Source organism: Bradyrhizobium xenonodulans (assembly GCF_027594865.1).
Classification (GTDB): domain Bacteria; phylum Pseudomonadota; class Alphaproteobacteria; order Rhizobiales; family Xanthobacteraceae; genus Bradyrhizobium; species Bradyrhizobium xenonodulans.
In genome coordinates, this window is the sequence record NZ_CP089391.1 from 769,327 (window position 1) to 786,136 (window position 16,810).

Annotated in this window: 14 protein-coding genes; 5 read left to right on the top strand and 9 right to left on the bottom strand. The window is 66.4% G+C overall.

The genetic code is table 11. From position 1 onward, the window contains the following. Nucleotides 1-4: 4 nt before the first annotated feature. From I3J27_RS03655 to I3J27_RS03665, 3 genes are all read right to left on the bottom strand, one after another. The gene (locus I3J27_RS03655; protein ID WP_270165331.1) at nt 5-1,213 is read right to left on the bottom strand and encodes an acetyl-CoA C-acetyltransferase; all 1,209 of its coding nucleotides are present in this window, start codon (nt 1,211-1,213) and stop codon (nt 5-7) included. A gap of 71 nt (nt 1,214-1,284) precedes the next feature. Beyond that, nucleotides 1,285-3,075, bottom strand: a complete 1,791-nt coding sequence (locus I3J27_RS03660; protein WP_270165333.1) for an acyl-CoA dehydrogenase C-terminal domain-containing protein — start codon at nt 3,073-3,075, stop codon at nt 1,285-1,287. A 40-nt stretch (nt 3,076-3,115) separates the two neighbouring features. Beyond that, the gene (locus I3J27_RS03665; protein WP_270165349.1) at nt 3,116-3,502 is read right to left on the bottom strand and encodes a nuclear transport factor 2 family protein; all 387 of its coding nucleotides are present in this window, start codon (nt 3,500-3,502) and stop codon (nt 3,116-3,118) included. 203 nt (nt 3,503-3,705) lie between these two features. Here I3J27_RS03665 and I3J27_RS03670 point away from each other — a divergent pair, with 203 nt between their 5' ends. The 4 genes from I3J27_RS03670 (at nt 3,706) to I3J27_RS03685 (ending at nt 10,205) form a co-directional block, all read left to right on the top strand. Next, complete coding sequence (locus I3J27_RS03670; protein ID WP_270165351.1) at nt 3,706-4,296, top strand: PadR family transcriptional regulator; 591 nt, start codon at nt 3,706-3,708, stop codon at nt 4,294-4,296. A gap of 387 nt (nt 4,297-4,683) precedes the next feature. Next, entirely contained in the window at nt 4,684-8,199 is a 3,516-nt protein-coding gene (locus tag I3J27_RS03675) for a hypothetical protein (protein ID WP_270165353.1), read from the top strand. 321 nt (nt 8,200-8,520) lie between these two features. Continuing rightward, nucleotides 8,521-9,438: a sulfite exporter TauE/SafE family protein gene (locus tag I3J27_RS03680; protein ID WP_270165355.1), complete on the top strand. Its 918-nt coding sequence runs from the start codon at nt 8,521-8,523 to the stop codon at nt 9,436-9,438. Beyond that, nucleotides 9,435-10,205 (top strand): TIGR02186 family protein, encoded by a 771-nt coding sequence (locus I3J27_RS03685; protein ID WP_270165357.1) that lies wholly within the window; start codon nt 9,435-9,437, stop codon nt 10,203-10,205. Before I3J27_RS03680 ends, I3J27_RS03685 begins: the two co-directional genes overlap by 4 nt. Before the next feature lie 147 nt (nt 10,206-10,352). Here I3J27_RS03685 and I3J27_RS03690 read toward each other — a convergent pair whose 3' ends face one another. Both I3J27_RS03690 and I3J27_RS03695 read right to left on the bottom strand, forming a co-directional pair. After that, the gene (locus I3J27_RS03690) at nt 10,353-11,126 is read right to left on the bottom strand and encodes an MBL fold metallo-hydrolase (protein ID WP_270165359.1); all 774 of its coding nucleotides are present in this window, start codon (nt 11,124-11,126) and stop codon (nt 10,353-10,355) included. 12 nt (nt 11,127-11,138) lie between these two features. Then, a complete protein-coding gene (locus I3J27_RS03695; protein ID WP_270165361.1) occupies nt 11,139-12,047 on the bottom strand; it encodes a DMT family transporter in 909 nt (302 codons plus the stop codon). Nucleotides 12,048-12,157: 110 nt separating this feature from the next. Here I3J27_RS03695 and I3J27_RS03700 point away from each other — a divergent pair, with 110 nt between their 5' ends. After that, nucleotides 12,158-13,021, top strand: a complete 864-nt coding sequence (locus I3J27_RS03700; protein ID WP_270165363.1) for a LysR family transcriptional regulator — start codon at nt 12,158-12,160, stop codon at nt 13,019-13,021. Here I3J27_RS03700 and I3J27_RS03705 read toward each other — a convergent pair whose 3' ends face one another. From I3J27_RS03705 to I3J27_RS03720, 4 genes are all read right to left on the bottom strand, one after another. After that, complete coding sequence (locus tag I3J27_RS03705) at nt 13,022-13,588, bottom strand: nucleotidyltransferase family protein (RefSeq protein WP_270165365.1); 567 nt, start codon at nt 13,586-13,588, stop codon at nt 13,022-13,024. Between the two features lie 51 nt (nt 13,589-13,639). Continuing rightward, nucleotides 13,640-14,416, bottom strand: a complete 777-nt coding sequence (lepB, locus tag I3J27_RS03710) for a signal peptidase I (RefSeq protein ID WP_270165367.1) — start codon at nt 14,414-14,416, stop codon at nt 13,640-13,642. Further along, on the bottom strand, nt 14,413-15,840 hold the full coding sequence (gene tldD / locus I3J27_RS03715) for a metalloprotease TldD (protein WP_270165376.1): 1,428 nt from the start codon (nt 15,838-15,840) through the stop codon (nt 14,413-14,415). The genes lepB and tldD overlap by 4 nt, the downstream gene beginning before the upstream one ends. 113 nt (nt 15,841-15,953) lie before the next feature. Beyond that, the gene (locus I3J27_RS03720; protein WP_270165382.1) at nt 15,954-16,499 is read right to left on the bottom strand and encodes an invasion associated locus B family protein; all 546 of its coding nucleotides are present in this window, start codon (nt 16,497-16,499) and stop codon (nt 15,954-15,956) included. Between the last annotated feature and the right edge of the window lie 311 nt (nt 16,500-16,810).

The following is a 16,810-nucleotide window of genomic DNA, read 5'->3' on the forward strand; positions in this document are numbered from 1 at the left end:
ACCCTTAGACGCGCTCGATGATGGTCGCGGTGCCCATGCCGCCGCCGATGCACAACGTCACCAGCGCGGTCGCTTTGTTGGTGCGCTCGAGCTCGTCGAGCACGGTGCCCAAAATCATCGCGCCGGTGGCCCCCAAGGGATGGCCGAGCGCGATGGCGCCGCCGTTGACGTTGATCTTGGCGTTGTCGATGTCGAAGGCCTGGATGTAGCGCAGCACGACCGAGGCAAAGGCCTCGTTGAGCTCGAACAGGTCGATGTCCGACTTCTTCATGCCCGAGCGCGCGAACAGCTTTTCGGTGACGTCGACCGGACCGGTCAGCATCATCGCCGGCTCGGAGCCGATGTTGGCGAACGCGCGGATTTTCGCGCGCGGCTTCAGGCCGTACTTGCTGCCCGCATCCTTGCTGCCGAGCAGCACGGCGCCAGCGCCGTCGACGATCCCCGAGGAGTTGCCGGCGTGGTGCACGTAATTGACGCGCTCGATCTCGGGGTGCGACTGCACCGCGACGCCGTCGAAGCCGCCCATCTGCGCCATCATCGTGAACGACGGCTGCAGCTGCGCCAGCGACTGCATCGTCGTCGAGGGACGCATGTGCTCGTCCTTGGCGAGGATGGTGAGGCCGTTGATGTCCTTCACCGGGACGATCGACTTGTCGAAGCGGCCTTCTTCCCAGGACTTCGCCGCACGCTGCTGGCTCTGCACCGCATAGGCGTCGACGTCGTCGCGCGAGAAGCCGTATTTGGTCGCGATCAGATCGGCCGACACGCCCTGCGGCATGAAATAGGCCGGCACCGCCATCGAGGGATCCATCGGCCAAGCGCCGCCGGAGGCGCCGATGCCGACGCGGCTCATGGATTCGGCACCGCCGCCGATCACCAGCTCATGCTGGCCGCTCATCACCTGGGCGGCGGCAAAGTTCACGGCGTCGAGGCCGGAGGCGCAGAAGCGGCTGATCTGAACGCCGGGCACGGCTTCGCCGAGACCCGCCTTCAGCGCGGCGAATCGCGCAATGTCGGAGCCGGCTTCACCGACGGGATCGACGACGCCGAGGATTACGTCGTCGACCGAATCCTCGGGAAGGTTGTTGCGGTCCTTCAGGGCCTTGAGCGGCACGGTCGCGAGCGCAAGCGCGGTTACTTCATGCAGCGCGCCGTCGGCCTTGCCGCGGCCACGCGGGGTTCGGACGTGGTCGTAGATATAGGCATCTGCCATGGGAGCCTCCTGATTGCGGTTATCTCGGTGACGACCGCTGCGCGGTCGCGATCATTCGTGGGGCGAAAGACTCAGAAGGCTTCCGCCGGCAATTCCATGATGGTGGCGCAGCCGGCCTGGATGCGCGCGAGATTGGCGGCGGTCTCCGGCAGCATCCGCTCCATGAAGAAGCGGCCGGTGACGAGCTTGGTCGAGAGATAGGGCGTCGCCCCGCTCTCGGCAATCTTGGCATTCGTCACCTTCGCCATCTTTGCCCACATGTAGCCGAGCGCGACGAAGCCGAAGAGATGCAGGTAGTCGGTCGCGGCAGCGCCGGCATTGTCCGGCTTCGCCATCGCGTTCTGCATCAACCAGGTGGTGGCCTGTTGGAGATGGCCGAGCGAAGCCGACAGCGGGGTGATGAAGGGCTTGAGTGCCTCGTCGCTACCGTTCTCCTTGGCGAAGGCCATGACCTCGCCGAAGAAGGCCATGATGGCCCGGCCGCCGTCGCGCGGCAGCTTGCGGCCGACGAGGTCGAGCGCCTGGATACCGTTGGCGCCTTCATAGATCATCGCGATACGCGCATCGCGCACGAATTGCTCCATGCCCTGCTCGGCGATGTAGCCGTGGCCGCCATACATCTGCTGCGCCTGCACCGCATTGGCGAAGCCGTAATCGGTGAGGAAGCCCTTCAGTACGGGCGTCATCAGGCCCATGTGGTCGTCGGCGGCCTGACGGTCCTTCGGATCCTCCGAGCGGTGGGCGACGTCGCTCTTCAGCGCGGTCCACATCACGAAGGCGCGCGCGGCCTCGTTGAAGGCGCGGATCGAAAGCAGCGTGCGGCGGACGTCGGGATGCACGATGATCGGGTCGGCGTGCTTGTCGGGCGCCTTGGCGCCGGTCAGCGCGCGGCCCTGGATGCGCTCGCGGGCATAGGCGACCGCGTTCTGATAGGCGACCTCGGACTGCGCGAGACCCTGAACGGCAACCCCGAGGCGGGCCTCGTTCATCATCACGAACATGCCCTGCATGCCCTTGTTTTCTTCGCCGATCAGCCAGCCGGTGGCGTTGTCGTAGTTCATCACGCAGGTGGAGTTGCCGTGGATGCCCATCTTGTGCTCGATCGAGCCGCAGACGACGCCGTTGCGCTGCCCAACCGAACCATCGGCGTTGACCAGGAATTTCGGCACCACGAACAGCGAGACGCCCTTGATGCCGGCGGGCGCGCCCTCGATGCGGGCGAGCACGAGGTGGATGATGTTGGGAGCCAAATCATGCTCACCGGCCGAGATGAAGATCTTGGTGCCGGTGATCTTGAAGCTGCCGTCGGCCTGGCGCACCGCCTTGGTGCGGAGCATGCCGAGATCGGTGCCGCAATGCGGCTCGGTCAGGTTCATGGTGCCGGTCCACTCGCCCGCCACCATCTTCGGCACATAGGTCTGCTTCTGCTCGGGCGAGCCGTGCACGATCAGCGCCGCGGTCGCGCCCATGGTGAGGCCGCCATACATCGAGAACGCCATGTTGGCTGAGATCTGGAATTCGTTGACCGCCTGGCTCAGCGTCACCGGCAGACCCTGGCCGCCGAACTCGGTCGGCGCCGACAGACCAAGCCAGCCGCCTTCGACGACCTGCTTGAAGGCGTCCTTGAAGCCTTTCGGCGTGGTGACGCTGCCGTCGTCGGCGCGCTTGCAGCCTTCGAGATCGCCGACGCGGTTGAGCGGCTGCAGCACTTCTTCGGCGAGCTTGGCGGCTTCACCCAGGATCGCTTCGCGCACGTCGCTCGACGCATCGGAGAAGCCGGCGAGGTTGTCGTAGCGGTCGATCTGGAAGACGTCGTTGAGCAGGAAGTTCACGTCTTCGACGGGGGCTTTGTAGATCGGCATGGAGGTCTCCCGGCAGGGCCTTGAAGGGATGATGTTGGGCTTATGATTGGGCGGCGGCAAGCTGCTCCGCCATCAGGCGATGCAGCATGTTGATCGCCTTGAGCGGACGCACCATCACCTTGAAATGGGTGATGCGTCCCTCGGCATCGAAGCTGATGATGTCGACACCGTTGATCTCGATGCCGTCGATGATGGTCTTGAATTCGAGCACGGCACCGCGCTCGCTCTTCCACTCGCCGACATAGGTGAAGCCGGGACCGCCGAGCACCTTCTCGGCGCTCGCGAGATATTTGAAGGTGATGTCGCGTCCGCGCTGCGGCGAATGCACGACAGGGCTTTCGAACACGGCGTCAGGATGCAGCAAGTCCCAGAGCGCGGCGCGGTCGTGAGACTTCATATAGCCGTACCAGGAGTCGAGGCCGGTCATTGTCGGGGTGCCTCCCTAAAGGCCTGGACAAAAAAACGCGAAAACAACCCCATGCACAGTAGCGAGAAGGTTGATTCCGCTGGGTTTTCGGATCGGGTCTTGTGGCCCGACCTTGAGCCGTCTCATATGCACATTGACGCATATGCGCCGATGCGCATAAAGTCAAGCAGGTTGGTCGAAGGGTCGAAGAATGGAGGCCGGTCATGGCACTGGGCGACGCAATCCTCGCATGCCTGACGGAACGTCCGATGACGGGCTACGAGCTCGCCAAGACATTCGACTCCTCGATCGGCTTCTTCTGGAAGGCCGACCACCAGCAGATCTACCGCGAACTCTCCAAGCTGCGCGACCGCGGCTACATCCAGGGCCGCGAGGTCGTGCAAACAGGCAAGCCCAATAAACTGATCTATACGCTGACTCCCGAGGGCCGAACAGCGCTGCGGCACTGGGCCGCGCGGCCAAGCACGCCGCCCTCGATCAAGGACGACCTCCTGGTGCGGCTGCATGCGCTCGACAGCATCGACCTCGAGCCCATGCGGACCGATCTGATGGCCCGGCTGGAGCACCATCGTGACCGGCACGAGAACTATGAGCGGATCCTGAAGAAGCGCTTCCCGGAGGGAACGGCGGAGGGCAGGCTCGACCTCGGCAATCTGCTGCTGCTTCAGCTCGGCGCCCGGCACGAGCAGCTCGTGGCCGACTTCTGCGAGGAGGCGCTCGAGGCGCTGTCGGCGATGAGCGGCAAGGGGACGGTGGTGCCGCTGGGGGATGGCAAGCGGGAGGGGAAGGACTGAGGCTGTCGGGTTCAACGTCTGGCGAGGCTGCCACTACACTCACCGGTGTCATGCCCCGCGAAGGCGGGGCATCCAGTACTCCGAGGCGGCGCGGCTGGAATCGAGCCGCCGCGGCGTACTGGATCGCCCGCCTTCGCGGGCGATGACAGCCGAGTATGTGGCGACAGCGGATACGGCGACACAGGTCCGGTCCCAGCCTCCCCGGGTTCCCGCCGCCCAACTTTAAGACACCGGCAACGCATTCCTTAACCCGTTATTTACCGTAACGGACAAAAGTCGGTTTTCGAGGCAGACGACCCACGCCAAATCCGGTTGTGTTTGCAACTGGCACGCGTGGGGAGGCTGGAGGTGCCGGGTGGGGCGCCGAAGTCGGAACCGGACAGAGTCATGAATTCGCGCGTATCGTGGAGTGTTGACGGCATCGATCCCTCCGTCCGGGAGCGGGCCGAAGCTGCTGCGCGCAGAGCCGGCATGTCCCTCAACGATTGGCTGAACTCCACGCTCGGCGAGACTGCCCCGCCGAACTTTCGCGGACCTTACGATCAGCGCCAGGATCAACGTCCGCAACACATGCCGAGCCAGGTCCCGAGCCAGGAGAGTCGCGAAGTCGCCGACATCCACCAGCGGCTCGACGCGATCACCCAGCAGATCGAACGGATCTCGAAGCCCGCGCCGCGGCAGGACGCCTCACGACAGGACGCCTCGCGCGAGCAGGGCGTTGCCCGCCAGCTCAACGACGCCATCTCGCGCCTCGATGCGCGCCTGTCGCAAATTTCCCGTCCGCAGCCGCAGCAGCAGCAGCCTCAGGCGCCGCGGCCGGCACCGGCACCTGCGCCGTCACCCGTGGAAACGCGCCAGCGCCAGGCCGATGCGGTCGAGCGCGCGGCTACGCAGGTCTATCGCAACGCGCCTCCGCTGAGCCCCGCCTCGTTCGACGTCGCTGTCGCCGAGATCACGGCGCGGCAGAGCGAGCTCGACGGCTTTGCACCCAGGCAGGTGCCGCCGCGCGCAGCGCCCTCGATCGCGCCCGCCGCAGCTCCCTTCGCGCCTCCGATGGCTCCGATGGCGCCCCCCGCACCGGCCTACGCTCCGCCGCCACCGCAAGCTGGGCCGGATTTCTCCTCGCTCGAGCGTCATCTGCTCAAGATCACGAGCCAGATCGAGTCGCTCCAGCGCCCCGACAATACCGAGCAGGCGATCAACGGGTTCCGCTCCGAACTCGCCGAGATCCGCAACGCCATCACCGAGGCGATGCCGCGCCGCGCGATCGAATCGATCGAGAACGAGATCCGCTCGCTGCACCGTCGCATCGACGAGACCCGCTCGTCCGGCACCGACGGCCAGGTGCTGTCCGGCATCGAGCACGCGCTGTCCGACATCAAGCAGGTGCTGCGCACGCTGACGCCGGCCGAGCAGCTCACCGGCTATGACGAGGCGATCCGCAATCTCGGCGCCAAGCTCGACCTGATCCTGCGCGCCAACGACGATCCCTCGACGGTGCGCCAGCTCGAAGGCGCGATCGCGGCGCTGCGCGGCATCGTCTCCAACGTCGCTTCCAACGAAGCGCTGGCGCGTCTGTCCGAAGACGTCCAGTTGCTGTCGTCCAAGGTCGACCAGATCACCCGCTCATCCGGCCCCGGCGACAGCTTTGCCGTGCTGGAGCAGCGCATCGCGGCGCTCACCGCCGCGCTGGAAACGCGCGAGCGGCCCCAGCCGTCCGAGAGCAACGAACAATTGGAAGCCGCGATCCGCGCGCTGTCGGACCGTTTCGACCGGATGCAGGTCGGCAACGATTCCGCATCGACCTTCGCGCATCTCGAACAGCGGGTCTCGTATCTCTTGGAGCGGATCGAAACCGCCTCCGATCCACGCAACGGCAATCTCAGCCGCGTCGAGGACGGGCTGCACGACATCCTCAGGCACCTGGAACGGCAGCAGGCGACCTACTCCGCACTGGCCGAGAGCCGTAATTCCGCGCCGCCCGCCGATTCCGGCATGGTCGATCTCGTCAAGCGCGAGCTCTCCGACATCCGCTTCAGCCAGGCCGAGACCAACCGCAGCACCCAGGATTCTCTCGAAGCCGTTCACAGCGCGCTCGGCCATGTCGTCGATCGCCTCTCTATGATCGAGGGCGATCTGCGCGCGGTGCGCACCGCGCCGCCGGCCCCCGCACCGCAGCCGATGCCCATGTCGACGTCCATGTCGACGTCCATGGCGATGCCGATGGCTGCGCCCATGGAGCCCGCGCCGATGGCGCGCGAGCCGCGGCCGCAAGCACAGCAGCCGAAATACGATCCGAAGCCCGAGCTGCCGAACCCGGCCGCCGCGCAGCATGCGCCGCAGGGCGCCTTCGTCGCCGCGCCGCGCGAATTCCACGCCGCTGCGGCACCGGCCGCGCCGCCGCCGGTGCCGACAGCGCAGCAAGCCGCACCGCCCTTGCCGCCGCGCGCGATCAGCGAGATCCTCGAGCCGCACACGGCGCCTGCGCGCGCCGCGATCGCGCCAGGATTGCCGCCGGATCATCCGCTCGAGCCGGGCACGCGTCCGAACGGCCGTGCCGCCACGCCGTCCGAGCGCATCGCCGCGTCCGAAAGCGCGATCAGCGAAATCCCGGCCGCGCCGAAGGAGCCGGTGTCGTCGTCGAGCTTCATCGCCGCCGCCCGCCGCGCCGCACAGGCCGCCGCCGCGCAGCCGCCCGAGAAGCCCGCCCGCGGCGTCAAGGCCGCGATCGCCGCGCGCGTCAAGGACAAGGGCCAAAGCACAAGCCAGGAAGGCGGCTCGACCATCACCTCGAAGATCCGCTCGCTGCTGGTCGGCGCGAGCGTGGTCGTGATCGTGCTCGGCACCTTCAAGATGGCGATGAACCTGCTCGATGGCGGCAGCCCGCCGCCGTCACCGCAGGCCATGGAGAATTCGTCACCCGCACCGGCGCCGCAGGCGCCGCCGCCGGTCGAGACCAAGCCCGCCACGCCCGAGCAGGTCACGCCGTCGATGACCTCGCCGACGCCGATCGGCCGGCAGTCGCAAAACAACGCCGCGCCGGCGCCGACGAGCAACGCCGGCAGCGCGGCTTCGGTCGAAATCCCGCCGGCTCCCGCAGCGCCACCGCCCGCGGCGAGCAGCGACGTCACCGGTGCGCTGTCGGGGACCGGCCGCACCAAGCTCGGGATGATCCAGGTGCCGCCGAGCGAGAAACTGCCCGACGGCATCGGCGGGCCGGCGTTGCGTGGCGCCGCGATGAAGGGCGATGCGACCGCGGCCTACGAGATCGGCCTGCGCTTTGCGGAAGGCAAGGGCGTCGCTGCGAATTACGACGAAGCCGCCAAATGGTACGACCGCGCGGCCCAGGCCGGCGTGGTGCCCGCGACCTTCCGCCTCGGCACGCTCTACGAGAAGGGCCTTGGCGTGAAGAAGGACGCCGACATCGCCCGCCGCTACTACACGCAGGCCGCCGAGCGCGGCAACGCCAAGGCGATGCACAATCTCGCGGTGCTCGATGCCGACGGCGGCGGACGTGGCGCCAATTACAAGAGCGCGGCGCAGTGGTTCCGGAAGGCCGCCGACCGCGGTGTCGCCGACAGCCAGTTCAACCTCGGCATCCTCTATGCCCGCGGCATCGGCGTGGAGCAGAACCTCGCCGAGTCCTACAAATGGTTCAGCCTCGCCGCCGCGCAGGGCGATGCGGATGCGTCCGGCAAGCGCGACGACGTCGCCAAGCGTCTCGACCCGCAATCGCTCGCCGCAGCCAAGCTCGCGATCCAGACTTTCAGCGCCGAGCCGCAGCCCGACGACGCCGTCAATGTCCAGGCGCCCGCCGGCGGCTGGGACAGCGCGCCGCAGGCAAGTGCGAAGCCCGCGCCGAAGGCTGTTGCGAGCAAAAAGTCCGCCTCGGCGGCGCACTGATCACTTCAGTACGAGCGCCCTCCTCTTGTCGTCGCCCGGCTTGACCGGGCGATCCAGTATTCCAGAGGCCGGCGTTAAAGAGCTCGCTCTCACAATAACCGCTGCGGCGTACTGGATGCCCCGGTCAAGCCGGGGCATGACAGCGGAGAAGGTGGCGAGATCGCGCCGTGACGCAGCCATCCGATTCCTCTTCTCCCATTCACCACGCCAAAAATTCCTGATCCGCACGCCAGCGAATTCCGCTATTGAGGGACGCGGCAATCGTTCCGTCCTTCCCGCGAGCATTCCGCGCACACGATCCGTCTCGCCGAGCGTGGTTCAATGCAGCTCTATCTCCCGGTCGCCGATCTGCCGGTCAACGTCTTCCTGGTGCTCGCCATGGGCGCCGCGGTCGGCTTCGTCTCCGGCATGTTCGGGATCGGCGGCGGATTCCTGATGACGCCGCTCTTGATCTTCATCGGCATCACGCCGGCGGTTGCCGTGGCATCTGTTGCAAGCCACATCGCGGCCTCCTCCTTTTCCGGCGCGCTGTCCTATTGGCGGCGGCGTGCGATCGATCCGGCGCTGGCGAGCGTGTTGTTATGCGGCGGCGTCACCGGCACGGCGCTCGGCGTCTGGACTTTCACGCAGCTCCGCGCCCTCGGCCAGCTCGATCTGATGATCGCGCTGTCCTACGTCGTGCTGCTCACTACGGTCGGCAGCCTGATGTTCTCCGAAGGCCTGCGTGCCCTGATGCGGACCCGGCGCGGCGCGGTGCCGCCGCGCCGCACGCATAACTGGATCCACGGCCTGCCGCTGAAGATGCGGTTCAAGCGCTCCAAGATCTATCTCTCGGTGATCCCCGTGGTGATCGTCGGCATCGTGATCGGCTTCATCGGCGCCATCATGGGCATCGGCGGCGGATTCATCCTGGTGCCGATCATGATCTACCTGCTGCGGGTGCCGACCTCGACGGTGATCGGCACCTCGATGGTCCTGACGCTGGTCACGATGCTGTTTGCGACCTTGCTGCACGCGGTGACCAATCACCTCGTCGACGCCGTGCTGGCGCTGATCCTGATGGTCGGCGGCGTCACCGGTGCGCAGTTCGGCGCCCGTGCCGGCCAGAAGATCCGCGGCGAGCAGTTGCGGCTGCTGCTCGGCCTGTTGATCCTGTCGGTCGGAATCCGCTTCGCGATCGAGCTGGTGATCCGGCCCGAGGATCTCTTCACCATTCGGGAAGTGGGAGTGAGCGGATGATGCGCGCGGCCCTCGCGATCCTTCTCGTGATGTGGCTCGGCTCGGCCGCGCAGGCCGAGCGGCTGATCGTGTCGGTCTCCAACCATCGCGTCACGGTGACGCCGAACTATTCCGGCGAGGAACTGGTGCTGTTCGGCTCGGTCGAGAAGGATGCGTCCACGCCCGTCGACCGCAAGGCCTACGATCTCGTGGTCACGGTGATGGGCCCGCGCGCCGACATGGTGACGCGGCGCAAGGAGCGCACCTTCGGCATCTGGATCAACACCGACTCCCGGCAGTTCCTGGATGTGCCGAGCTATCTGGCGCTGTTCGCCAACCGCTCCTTCGATGTGATCACCTCGCCCGAGATCGCGCGGCGGCAGCAGATCGGGCTCAACAACGTGCTGCTGACCCAGCGGGTCAGCGGCGACTATGCCGACGTGGTGCCGAACGACGCCTTCCGCTCGGCCTTCATCCGCCTGCGCACCCAGCGCGGGCTCTATCGCGAGGATGGAAGCGCGGTGACGTTCCTGACCCCGACGCTGTTCCGCACCGGGATCCCGCTGCCCGAGGAGGTGCCGATCGGGACCTATGAGGTGGAAATCAAGCTGTTCGCCGACGGCGCGTTCATCGGCAAGACCGAGACCGCGTTCGAGATCGTCAAGGTCGGCTTCGAGCAGTTCGTCGCGACCAGCGCGCGGCAGCACGGGCTGATTTACGGCCTCGTCACGGCCGCGATGGCGCTGATGACGGGATGGATGGCGTCGATCGTGTTCAGGAAGGATTGAGGGAGGCGCCGCTCTCTCCTCTCGTCATCGCCCGGCCCTTGACCGGGCGATCCAGTATTCCAGAGGCCTTCGTCGAATAGCTCGCTCTCACAACGACCGCCGCGGCGTACTGGATGCCCCGCCTTCGCGGGGCATGACAGTTGGGGCTCACGGCGCCTCCACCACCGTCGGCACGCCCGGCTCCAGCAATCGCAACCTTGTCCCGAAGCCCAGCACGTCAAAGGTCTTGCGCAGATCTTCGCTGTTCTGGCGGAAATGCGCCCAGCCTTCGGTATGCACGGGCACGATCATCGCGTCCGGAAAGGCGCGCGCGGTCTCGATGGTGTCGTTGGTGTCCATGGTGAGATGGAACGGCCCGCGCGTCTGGGCGGCGCCCGCGAACGGCATCACCACGCCGCATCTGAATCGGCGCGCGACCTCGGCGACGCCGTCAAACCAGGTGGTGTCGCCGCTGATGTAGACCGACGTCGTGTCCTTGCGGCTCGACGACACCACGAAGCCGATGACATCGCCCGACAGCGGCTCGATGCCGGCGGGGCCGTGGCGCGCCGGCGTTGCCGTGATGGTCAGCGAATTACCGTCACGATCTTTCAGATGCGCGGTCGCCCAGGGCGCGAGGCCCTCGACATGGCCGCCGAGACGTTTGGCACCGGCCTCGGTCGTCAATGCGCGCTTCGCTTTGAGCAGATAGTCGCGGCCGGAATTGTCGAGATTGTCGGAATGCTGGTCGTGGCTGAGCAGGACGGCATCGACCGGGCCGATCGCATCGGGCCTCACGGCGGGACCGATCGTCTTCTCCAGCTTCACATGCGGCAACTGATAGGCGCCGGGCGCATCGAAGGTCGGATCGGTGAGCAGGCGGAAGCCGTCGATCTCGATCAGCGCGGTCGGGCCGCCGATCAGGGTGATGGTAACAGGCATGATGAACTCCTCTTACGCGACCGGCTTTGCGGGACGCGTCACCAGATAGATGCCGAGCGCAACCGGAATGATGCCGAGTAGATCGCGGGCCTCGACATGCTCGCCGAGCACGAGGAAGGCGAACAGCATGCCGAGCGGCGGCATCAGGAAATGATAGGCGCTGGCAGCGGTCGCGCCACACACTTTCAGGAGATGAAACCAGAGCCAGTAGGCGAGGATCGAGCCGCCGAGCACCAGGAATGCGAAAGCGCCGATCAGGCCCGGGGTGAAATCAATCGCGTGAACGTCCGCGAAGGTGAGCGCGATCGGCGTCAGCACGAGGCCGGCAGCGAGATTCTGCACGCCGTTGCCGATCCACAAGGACCCCTTCGGCGCCAGCAGCTTGAACAGAATGGTGCCGGCGACGATGGAGGCGAGCGAGGCCAGCGTGAACACGATGCCGTGCAGCGAGTCGGTGCCGACCGACAGGCGGTGCCAGACGATCAGGGTGACGCCGATGATGCCGAGCAACAGCCCGCTCGCCTTGCGCCAGGTCATGCCTTCGCCGAGCAGCAGTGCGGCGAGCGCGGCGGTGAACACCGGATTGGCCGAGACGATCAGGCCGCCGAGGCCGGCGGACACCGATTGCAGGCCGGTGTAGCCGAGCCCGAGATAGAGCGCGTTGTTGGCAATCCCGAGCACGGCGAAGATGGCGGCATCGCGCCACGACAAGGACCAGTCGCCGCGGACCATCGTGGCCCCGAGGATCAGAATGCCGGCGAGCGAGAAGCGCGCGGCGAGCAGGATCAGCGGCGGACAATGGGTGACGCCGATCTTGCCGGCGACGAAGGCGTAGCTCCAGAGCAGGCAGAACAGCCCGATGGCAAATGGCAGCGTGTTGAAGCGGCTGCGGGGGACGGAGATCGAGGGGGCGAGGGACATGGCTACATTCTCGGATGATTTTCTTCTGGCCCTCGATCTAGGAAGCCGCCTTGTCATTTGGAAATTAAATGATTAACTTCTGATCAGTGGATTTTCGAATGGAGGCGGCCATGCTCGATCTGGAGCTCCTGCGCAGCTTCGTCTCGGTGGTCGAGGCCGGCGGCTTCACCCGCGCCGGCGAGCGCGTTCACCGCACCCAGTCGACCGTCAGCCAGCAGATCAAGCGGCTCGAGGAGGACGTCGGCCAGGTGCTTCTGCACCGCGACGGCAAGGAGGTGCGCCCCACCGAGGCCGGCGAGCGACTGCTGTCCTATGCGCGCCGGCTGCTCACGCTCGCCGAGGAAGCGCGCGACGTGCTCAGCCAGCCGGACGGCGAAGGCGCAATCCGGCTCGGCATCCCCGAGGATTTTGCGGCTTACCGGCTGACAAAATTGCTGGGCACTTTCTCGCGCTCGCATCCCGGCCTGCGGCTGGATGTGCGCGCCGACCAGAGCAAGAATCTCGCGCGCGACCTCGATCGCGGCGAGCTCGACCTCGCCTTGTTCAAGCGCGAGGCCGGCGCGAAAGGCGCCATCGCGGTGTGGCCGGAGCGGGTGCATTGGGTCACCAGCAAGAGCCATCCGATCGACGTCAATGCGTCCTCGGTGCCGCTGATCGGCTTTCCGACCGGCTGCCTCTATCGCGCCGGCGCCATCCACGCGCTGGAGAGCGCGGGCCGTGCCTGGCACATGTCCTACTCGTCATCGAGTCTCGCCGGTATCCAGGCCGCGGTCGCCGCCGGCATGGGCTTGAGCATCCTGTCGGAGATGTCGATCCAGTCCGATCACCGCGTGCTGACGGCCAAGGACGGTTTTGCGCCGATCAACCGCACCGAAGTGGCGCTGATGGCCTCGCCGGCGGCGAGCCCCGCGACGCTGCGGCTTGCCGACCGGCTCGCGGAGTTCTGCGACAACGTGCAGGCGAAGGCGGCGTGATCACTCGGCGGCGATCACGGTGAGCTCCGGCCACAACGCCTTCCACCGCGCGGCCTTCGCTTTGTAACTCGCCGCTGAAAAATTCGCCCCCGGATTGGGCCGTGCGATCAATGCCTGGATGTCATCGAAACCGTGCGGCGCGTAGACGTCATGACCGTCGCCTGCGCGCCTCACCCCGATTTGCGTGTTCCGGGTGAGGAAGCGGTCGATGCCGTCGGTCGAGCAGGTCAGGGGCGGATAGGGCAGGCCGTGCTTGCCGGGATACCACAGATGCACGCGCGCCTGATTGCGGGGCTCGATCTTGACGCCGAGATGCCCGAGCCGCGCATGCAGCGTGCGGATCACCGCATCCTCCGCCTCCCATGACGTGTCAGGATCGAAGTAGAACACGTCGTAATCGGCGATGCCGTGATCGAGCGCGCGGCCCGTGAGCCCGTTCCACGCCGTCTGCACCAGGCATCCTGACACCAGCCACGCATCGGGCAGCGCGAGCGCGGCGAGCTCGTCGATGATCGCGGTGTTGACCGGATTCTTCAGCGCGAGGGCGAGAAATTCGTCACGGTTCATCGCTGCTGCTCTCCCTCTCCCGCTTGCAGGAGAGGTAAAGACATCGAGCCGTCAGTGCACGGCGGTGAAGAACCGCGCGAGCCGGAAACCGGACAGCCACGTATACACCGGCTGGCTGCGCATGCCGAGATCCCAGGAGCCGACCACGGCATCGGCGCGTCCGACCAGATTGTCGATCGGCAGCAGGCCGACGCCGCCGGAGCGCAAGGGCACGCGGCTGTCGGCGGAATTGTCGCGGTTGTCGCCGAGCACGAAGAGATGGCCTGACGGCACCGTCACTTCCTGCGTGTTGTCGAGCGGGCCGTTGTCGCGCATCTTGAAGATCAGATGCGACACGCCGTTCGGCAGCGTCTCGACATAGCGGTGAGCGGGCTCGCTGCCGCCATTGTCGTCCTCGGCCGCGCCAATGCCATCAGGCTTCAGCTCGGCGGGACGGTCGTTGATGAAGAGCTGGCCCTGCCGCATCTGGATGCGGTCGCCGGGCAGGCCGACGACGCGCTTGACCCAGGCCTGCGAGCGATCGCCGGGCCAGCGGAAGACGACGACGTCGCCCTGCTTCGGCGTCTCAGCGAAGACGCGGCCGCTTTCGGGCAGGTTGATCTGGATCGGCAGCGACGAGGTGCCGTAGCCATAGGGGAATTTCGAGGCGAGCAGCGCATCGCCGATCAGCAGCGTCGGCTCCATCGAGCCCGACGGCACGTAGAACGGCTCGGCGAGCGCGCCCTTGGCGATGAACACGGCGGCGACGATGCCGGCGAGCTGCATGAGCTGGCCAGCCCAGCCGCTGCTCTTCCGCTTGGGAGCGGCAGTTACCTTCTCAACGCTCATGCGCCCGTTCCACCCACCGTAATGCGTTCCATCAGAAGCGACGGCTGGCCGACGCCGACAGGCACGCCCTGGCCGTTCTTGCCGCAGGTGCCGATGCCCGTGTCGAGCGCGAGATCGTTGCCGATCATGCGGATGCGATGCAGGTCGGTCGGCCCGTTGCCGATCAGCATGGCGCCCTTCAGCGGCGCGCCCAGCTTGCCGTTCTCGATCTTGTAGGCCTCGGTGCACTGGAAGACGTATTTGCCCGAGGTGATGTCGACCTGGCCGCCGCCGAAATTCGCTGCGAACACGCCGTTCTTCACGGAGCTAAGAATCTCGGCCGGATCGCGGTCGCCCGCGAGCATGTAGGTGTTGGTCATGCGCGGCATCGGCACGTGGGCATAGCCCTGGCGGCGGCCGTTGCCGGTCGGCTTCATGTTCATCAGGCGCGCGTTCTGGCGGTCCTGCATGTAGCCGACCAGAATGCCGTCCTCGATCAGCACGGTGCGGTTGGTCGGCGTGCCCTCGTCGTCGATCGACAGCGAGCCGCGGCGCGAGGCGATGGTGCCGTCGTCAACGACGGTGACGCCCTTGGCCGCGACCTGCTGGCCCATCAGGCCGGCAAACGCCGACGTCTTCTTGCGGTTGAAATCGCCTTCGAGACCGTGACCGACGGCTTCATGCAACATCACGCCGGGCCAGCCGGCGCCGAGCACGACGTCCATCTCGCCGGCGGGGGCGGGAATCGACTCAAGATTGACCAGCGCCTCGCGCAGCGCGCCGTCGGCGGCGTCGCGCCAGTTCTTGCTTTCGATGAATTCGGCATAGCCGGCGCGGCCGCCATAGCCCTTGCTGCCGCTCTCCTGCCGGTCGCCCTGGCCGGCGACGACGGAGACGTTGACGCGCACCAGCGGGCGGATGTCGCGATAGCTCTCGCCGTCGGGACGAAGGATCTCGACGACCTGCCAGGTCGCGCCCAGGCTGACGCTGACCTGCCGCACCCGCGGATCCTTGTCGCGCAAGTAAGCGTCGATCTCGGCCAGCAGTTTTACTTTTGTCTCGAAGCCGGGCGCGTCCAGCGGATTGTCGTCACTATAAAGCCGCACGTTGGTATGCGCTGGCGGGGCGGCAAAGCTGCCGGAATAGCCGCCGCGGACAGCAGCGACCGCGTCGGCGGCGCGAATCAGCGCCGGCAGCGACACGTCGGAGGAGTGGGCGTAGCCGACCGCATCATCCTTGACCGCGCGCAGGCCAAAACCCTGCGAGGTGTCATAGGTCGCCTGCTTCAGCCGCCCATTGTCGAACATCAGCGCTTCGGTCTGGCTGTATTCCAGGAACAGCTCACCGTCGTCGGCGCCGGCAAGCCCCCGCGCGACCTCGTTGCGAACCTGGTCGCGGTCGAGATTGGCGCGGTCGAGCAGGGAGGTTGTGGCTGGATTGGTCATGCGTCCGTCCATTATCGGGGGATGTGAGGCAAGATAATGGTTTTGGAACGGTTCCGCGAGGGCGCGAAACCTCACATTACGGAAACAATAGAATCGCCGCCGGTCCAGTTGCCCTACGGCAGCTTGTCGTACCCCTCGCCGAGCCCGTTCAGGCTGAGCGGGAAGCCGATGCCTTCTTCCGGCGTCTCGAAGATGATGAAGGTGGCGGTCTTGGCGCCGCGGAGCTGGCCGAGCAGCTTGTCGTCCATGACGACCTCGGCAACGCAGCCATTGGGCAGGCAGCGGACGAAGCCGGCGCGGCCGACGTCCTGGTTGTCGAGCTTGAGGCCGAGGCCAGAGGGCAGGAGCACGCCGAGCGGGGCGACCACCCGCATCAGGCGGCTCTTCTGGTCGGCGGTCTTGAGCACGATCACGGTCAGGCCGGCATTGGAGCGGTCCTCGGCCACCACACTCTGGATCAGGGCGCATTGCTCGGACTGGGCGCCCGGCGGGGTGTCGCAGCGGATCTGCCAGTCGCCATGGACGGAGCGCACCGCGCCTTGCGCATGGGCGAGGCCGGGCAGGGCCAGGACGACGGCGGCCGCCAGCAGGGCGGCCAGCATCGTGAGGCCGCTAGCCTGCCTTGTCGCCGGCCTTGCCGTGCATCTCGAAAACCCCATCGGGTCGGTCCCTTTGCTCGCCTGGATCGCTCGCATCTGGCGGACTGATACGGGAATGACGGCGTCTTGAAGGCGATTCGCAAGCAAATTCCGCGCCGCCCACACCGCCATCGCCCGCACGAATCAGGTTCCTGCGCGGCGGTCTGCCAGTGCCTACCGCGGGCAATTCCGCTGTCAAGCGGCAGCATCCCGGGAAACGGTATTTTTGTCTGATGTTACTAGGAAATATCTTGCGGGTGATGGCTGACAGACGGGGCTCAAGACTGCATTGCGATAGATCAAGAATTATGGTTTGAGAGGCTTGATTTCGG

What these genes read in the sequence shown, in the direction of transcription:
- I3J27_RS03720 (WP_270165382.1), bottom strand. Translation starts at nt 16,499, where the DNA reads ATGGGGTTTTCGAGATGCACGGCAAGGCCGGCGACAAGGCAGGCTAGC.
- I3J27_RS03705 (WP_270165365.1), bottom strand. Translation starts at nt 13,588, where the DNA reads ATGAACCGTGACGAATTTCTCGCCCTCGCGCTGAAGAATCCGGTCAAC.
- I3J27_RS03695 (WP_270165361.1), bottom strand. Translation starts at nt 12,047, where the DNA reads ATGTCCCTCGCCCCCTCGATCTCCGTCCCCCGCAGCCGCTTCAACACG.
- I3J27_RS03675 (WP_270165353.1), top strand. Translation starts at nt 4,684, where the DNA reads ATGAATTCGCGCGTATCGTGGAGTGTTGACGGCATCGATCCCTCCGTC.
- I3J27_RS03665 (WP_270165349.1), bottom strand. Translation starts at nt 3,502, where the DNA reads ATGACCGGCCTCGACTCCTGGTACGGCTATATGAAGTCTCACGACCGC.
- I3J27_RS03680 (WP_270165355.1), top strand. Translation starts at nt 8,521, where the DNA reads ATGCAGCTCTATCTCCCGGTCGCCGATCTGCCGGTCAACGTCTTCCTG.
- lepB (WP_270165367.1), bottom strand. Translation starts at nt 14,416, where the DNA reads ATGAGCGTTGAGAAGGTAACTGCCGCTCCCAAGCGGAAGAGCAGCGGC.
- I3J27_RS03685 (WP_270165357.1), top strand. Translation starts at nt 9,435, where the DNA reads ATGATGCGCGCGGCCCTCGCGATCCTTCTCGTGATGTGGCTCGGCTCG.
- I3J27_RS03655 (WP_270165331.1), bottom strand. Translation starts at nt 1,213, where the DNA reads ATGGCAGATGCCTATATCTACGACCACGTCCGAACCCCGCGTGGCCGC.
- I3J27_RS03660 (WP_270165333.1), bottom strand. Translation starts at nt 3,075, where the DNA reads ATGCCGATCTACAAAGCCCCCGTCGAAGACGTGAACTTCCTGCTCAAC.
- I3J27_RS03700 (WP_270165363.1), top strand. Translation starts at nt 12,158, where the DNA reads ATGCTCGATCTGGAGCTCCTGCGCAGCTTCGTCTCGGTGGTCGAGGCC.
- I3J27_RS03690 (WP_270165359.1), bottom strand. Translation starts at nt 11,126, where the DNA reads ATGCCTGTTACCATCACCCTGATCGGCGGCCCGACCGCGCTGATCGAG.
- I3J27_RS03670 (WP_270165351.1), top strand. Translation starts at nt 3,706, where the DNA reads ATGGCACTGGGCGACGCAATCCTCGCATGCCTGACGGAACGTCCGATG.
- tldD (WP_270165376.1), bottom strand. Translation starts at nt 15,840, where the DNA reads ATGACCAATCCAGCCACAACCTCCCTGCTCGACCGCGCCAATCTCGAC.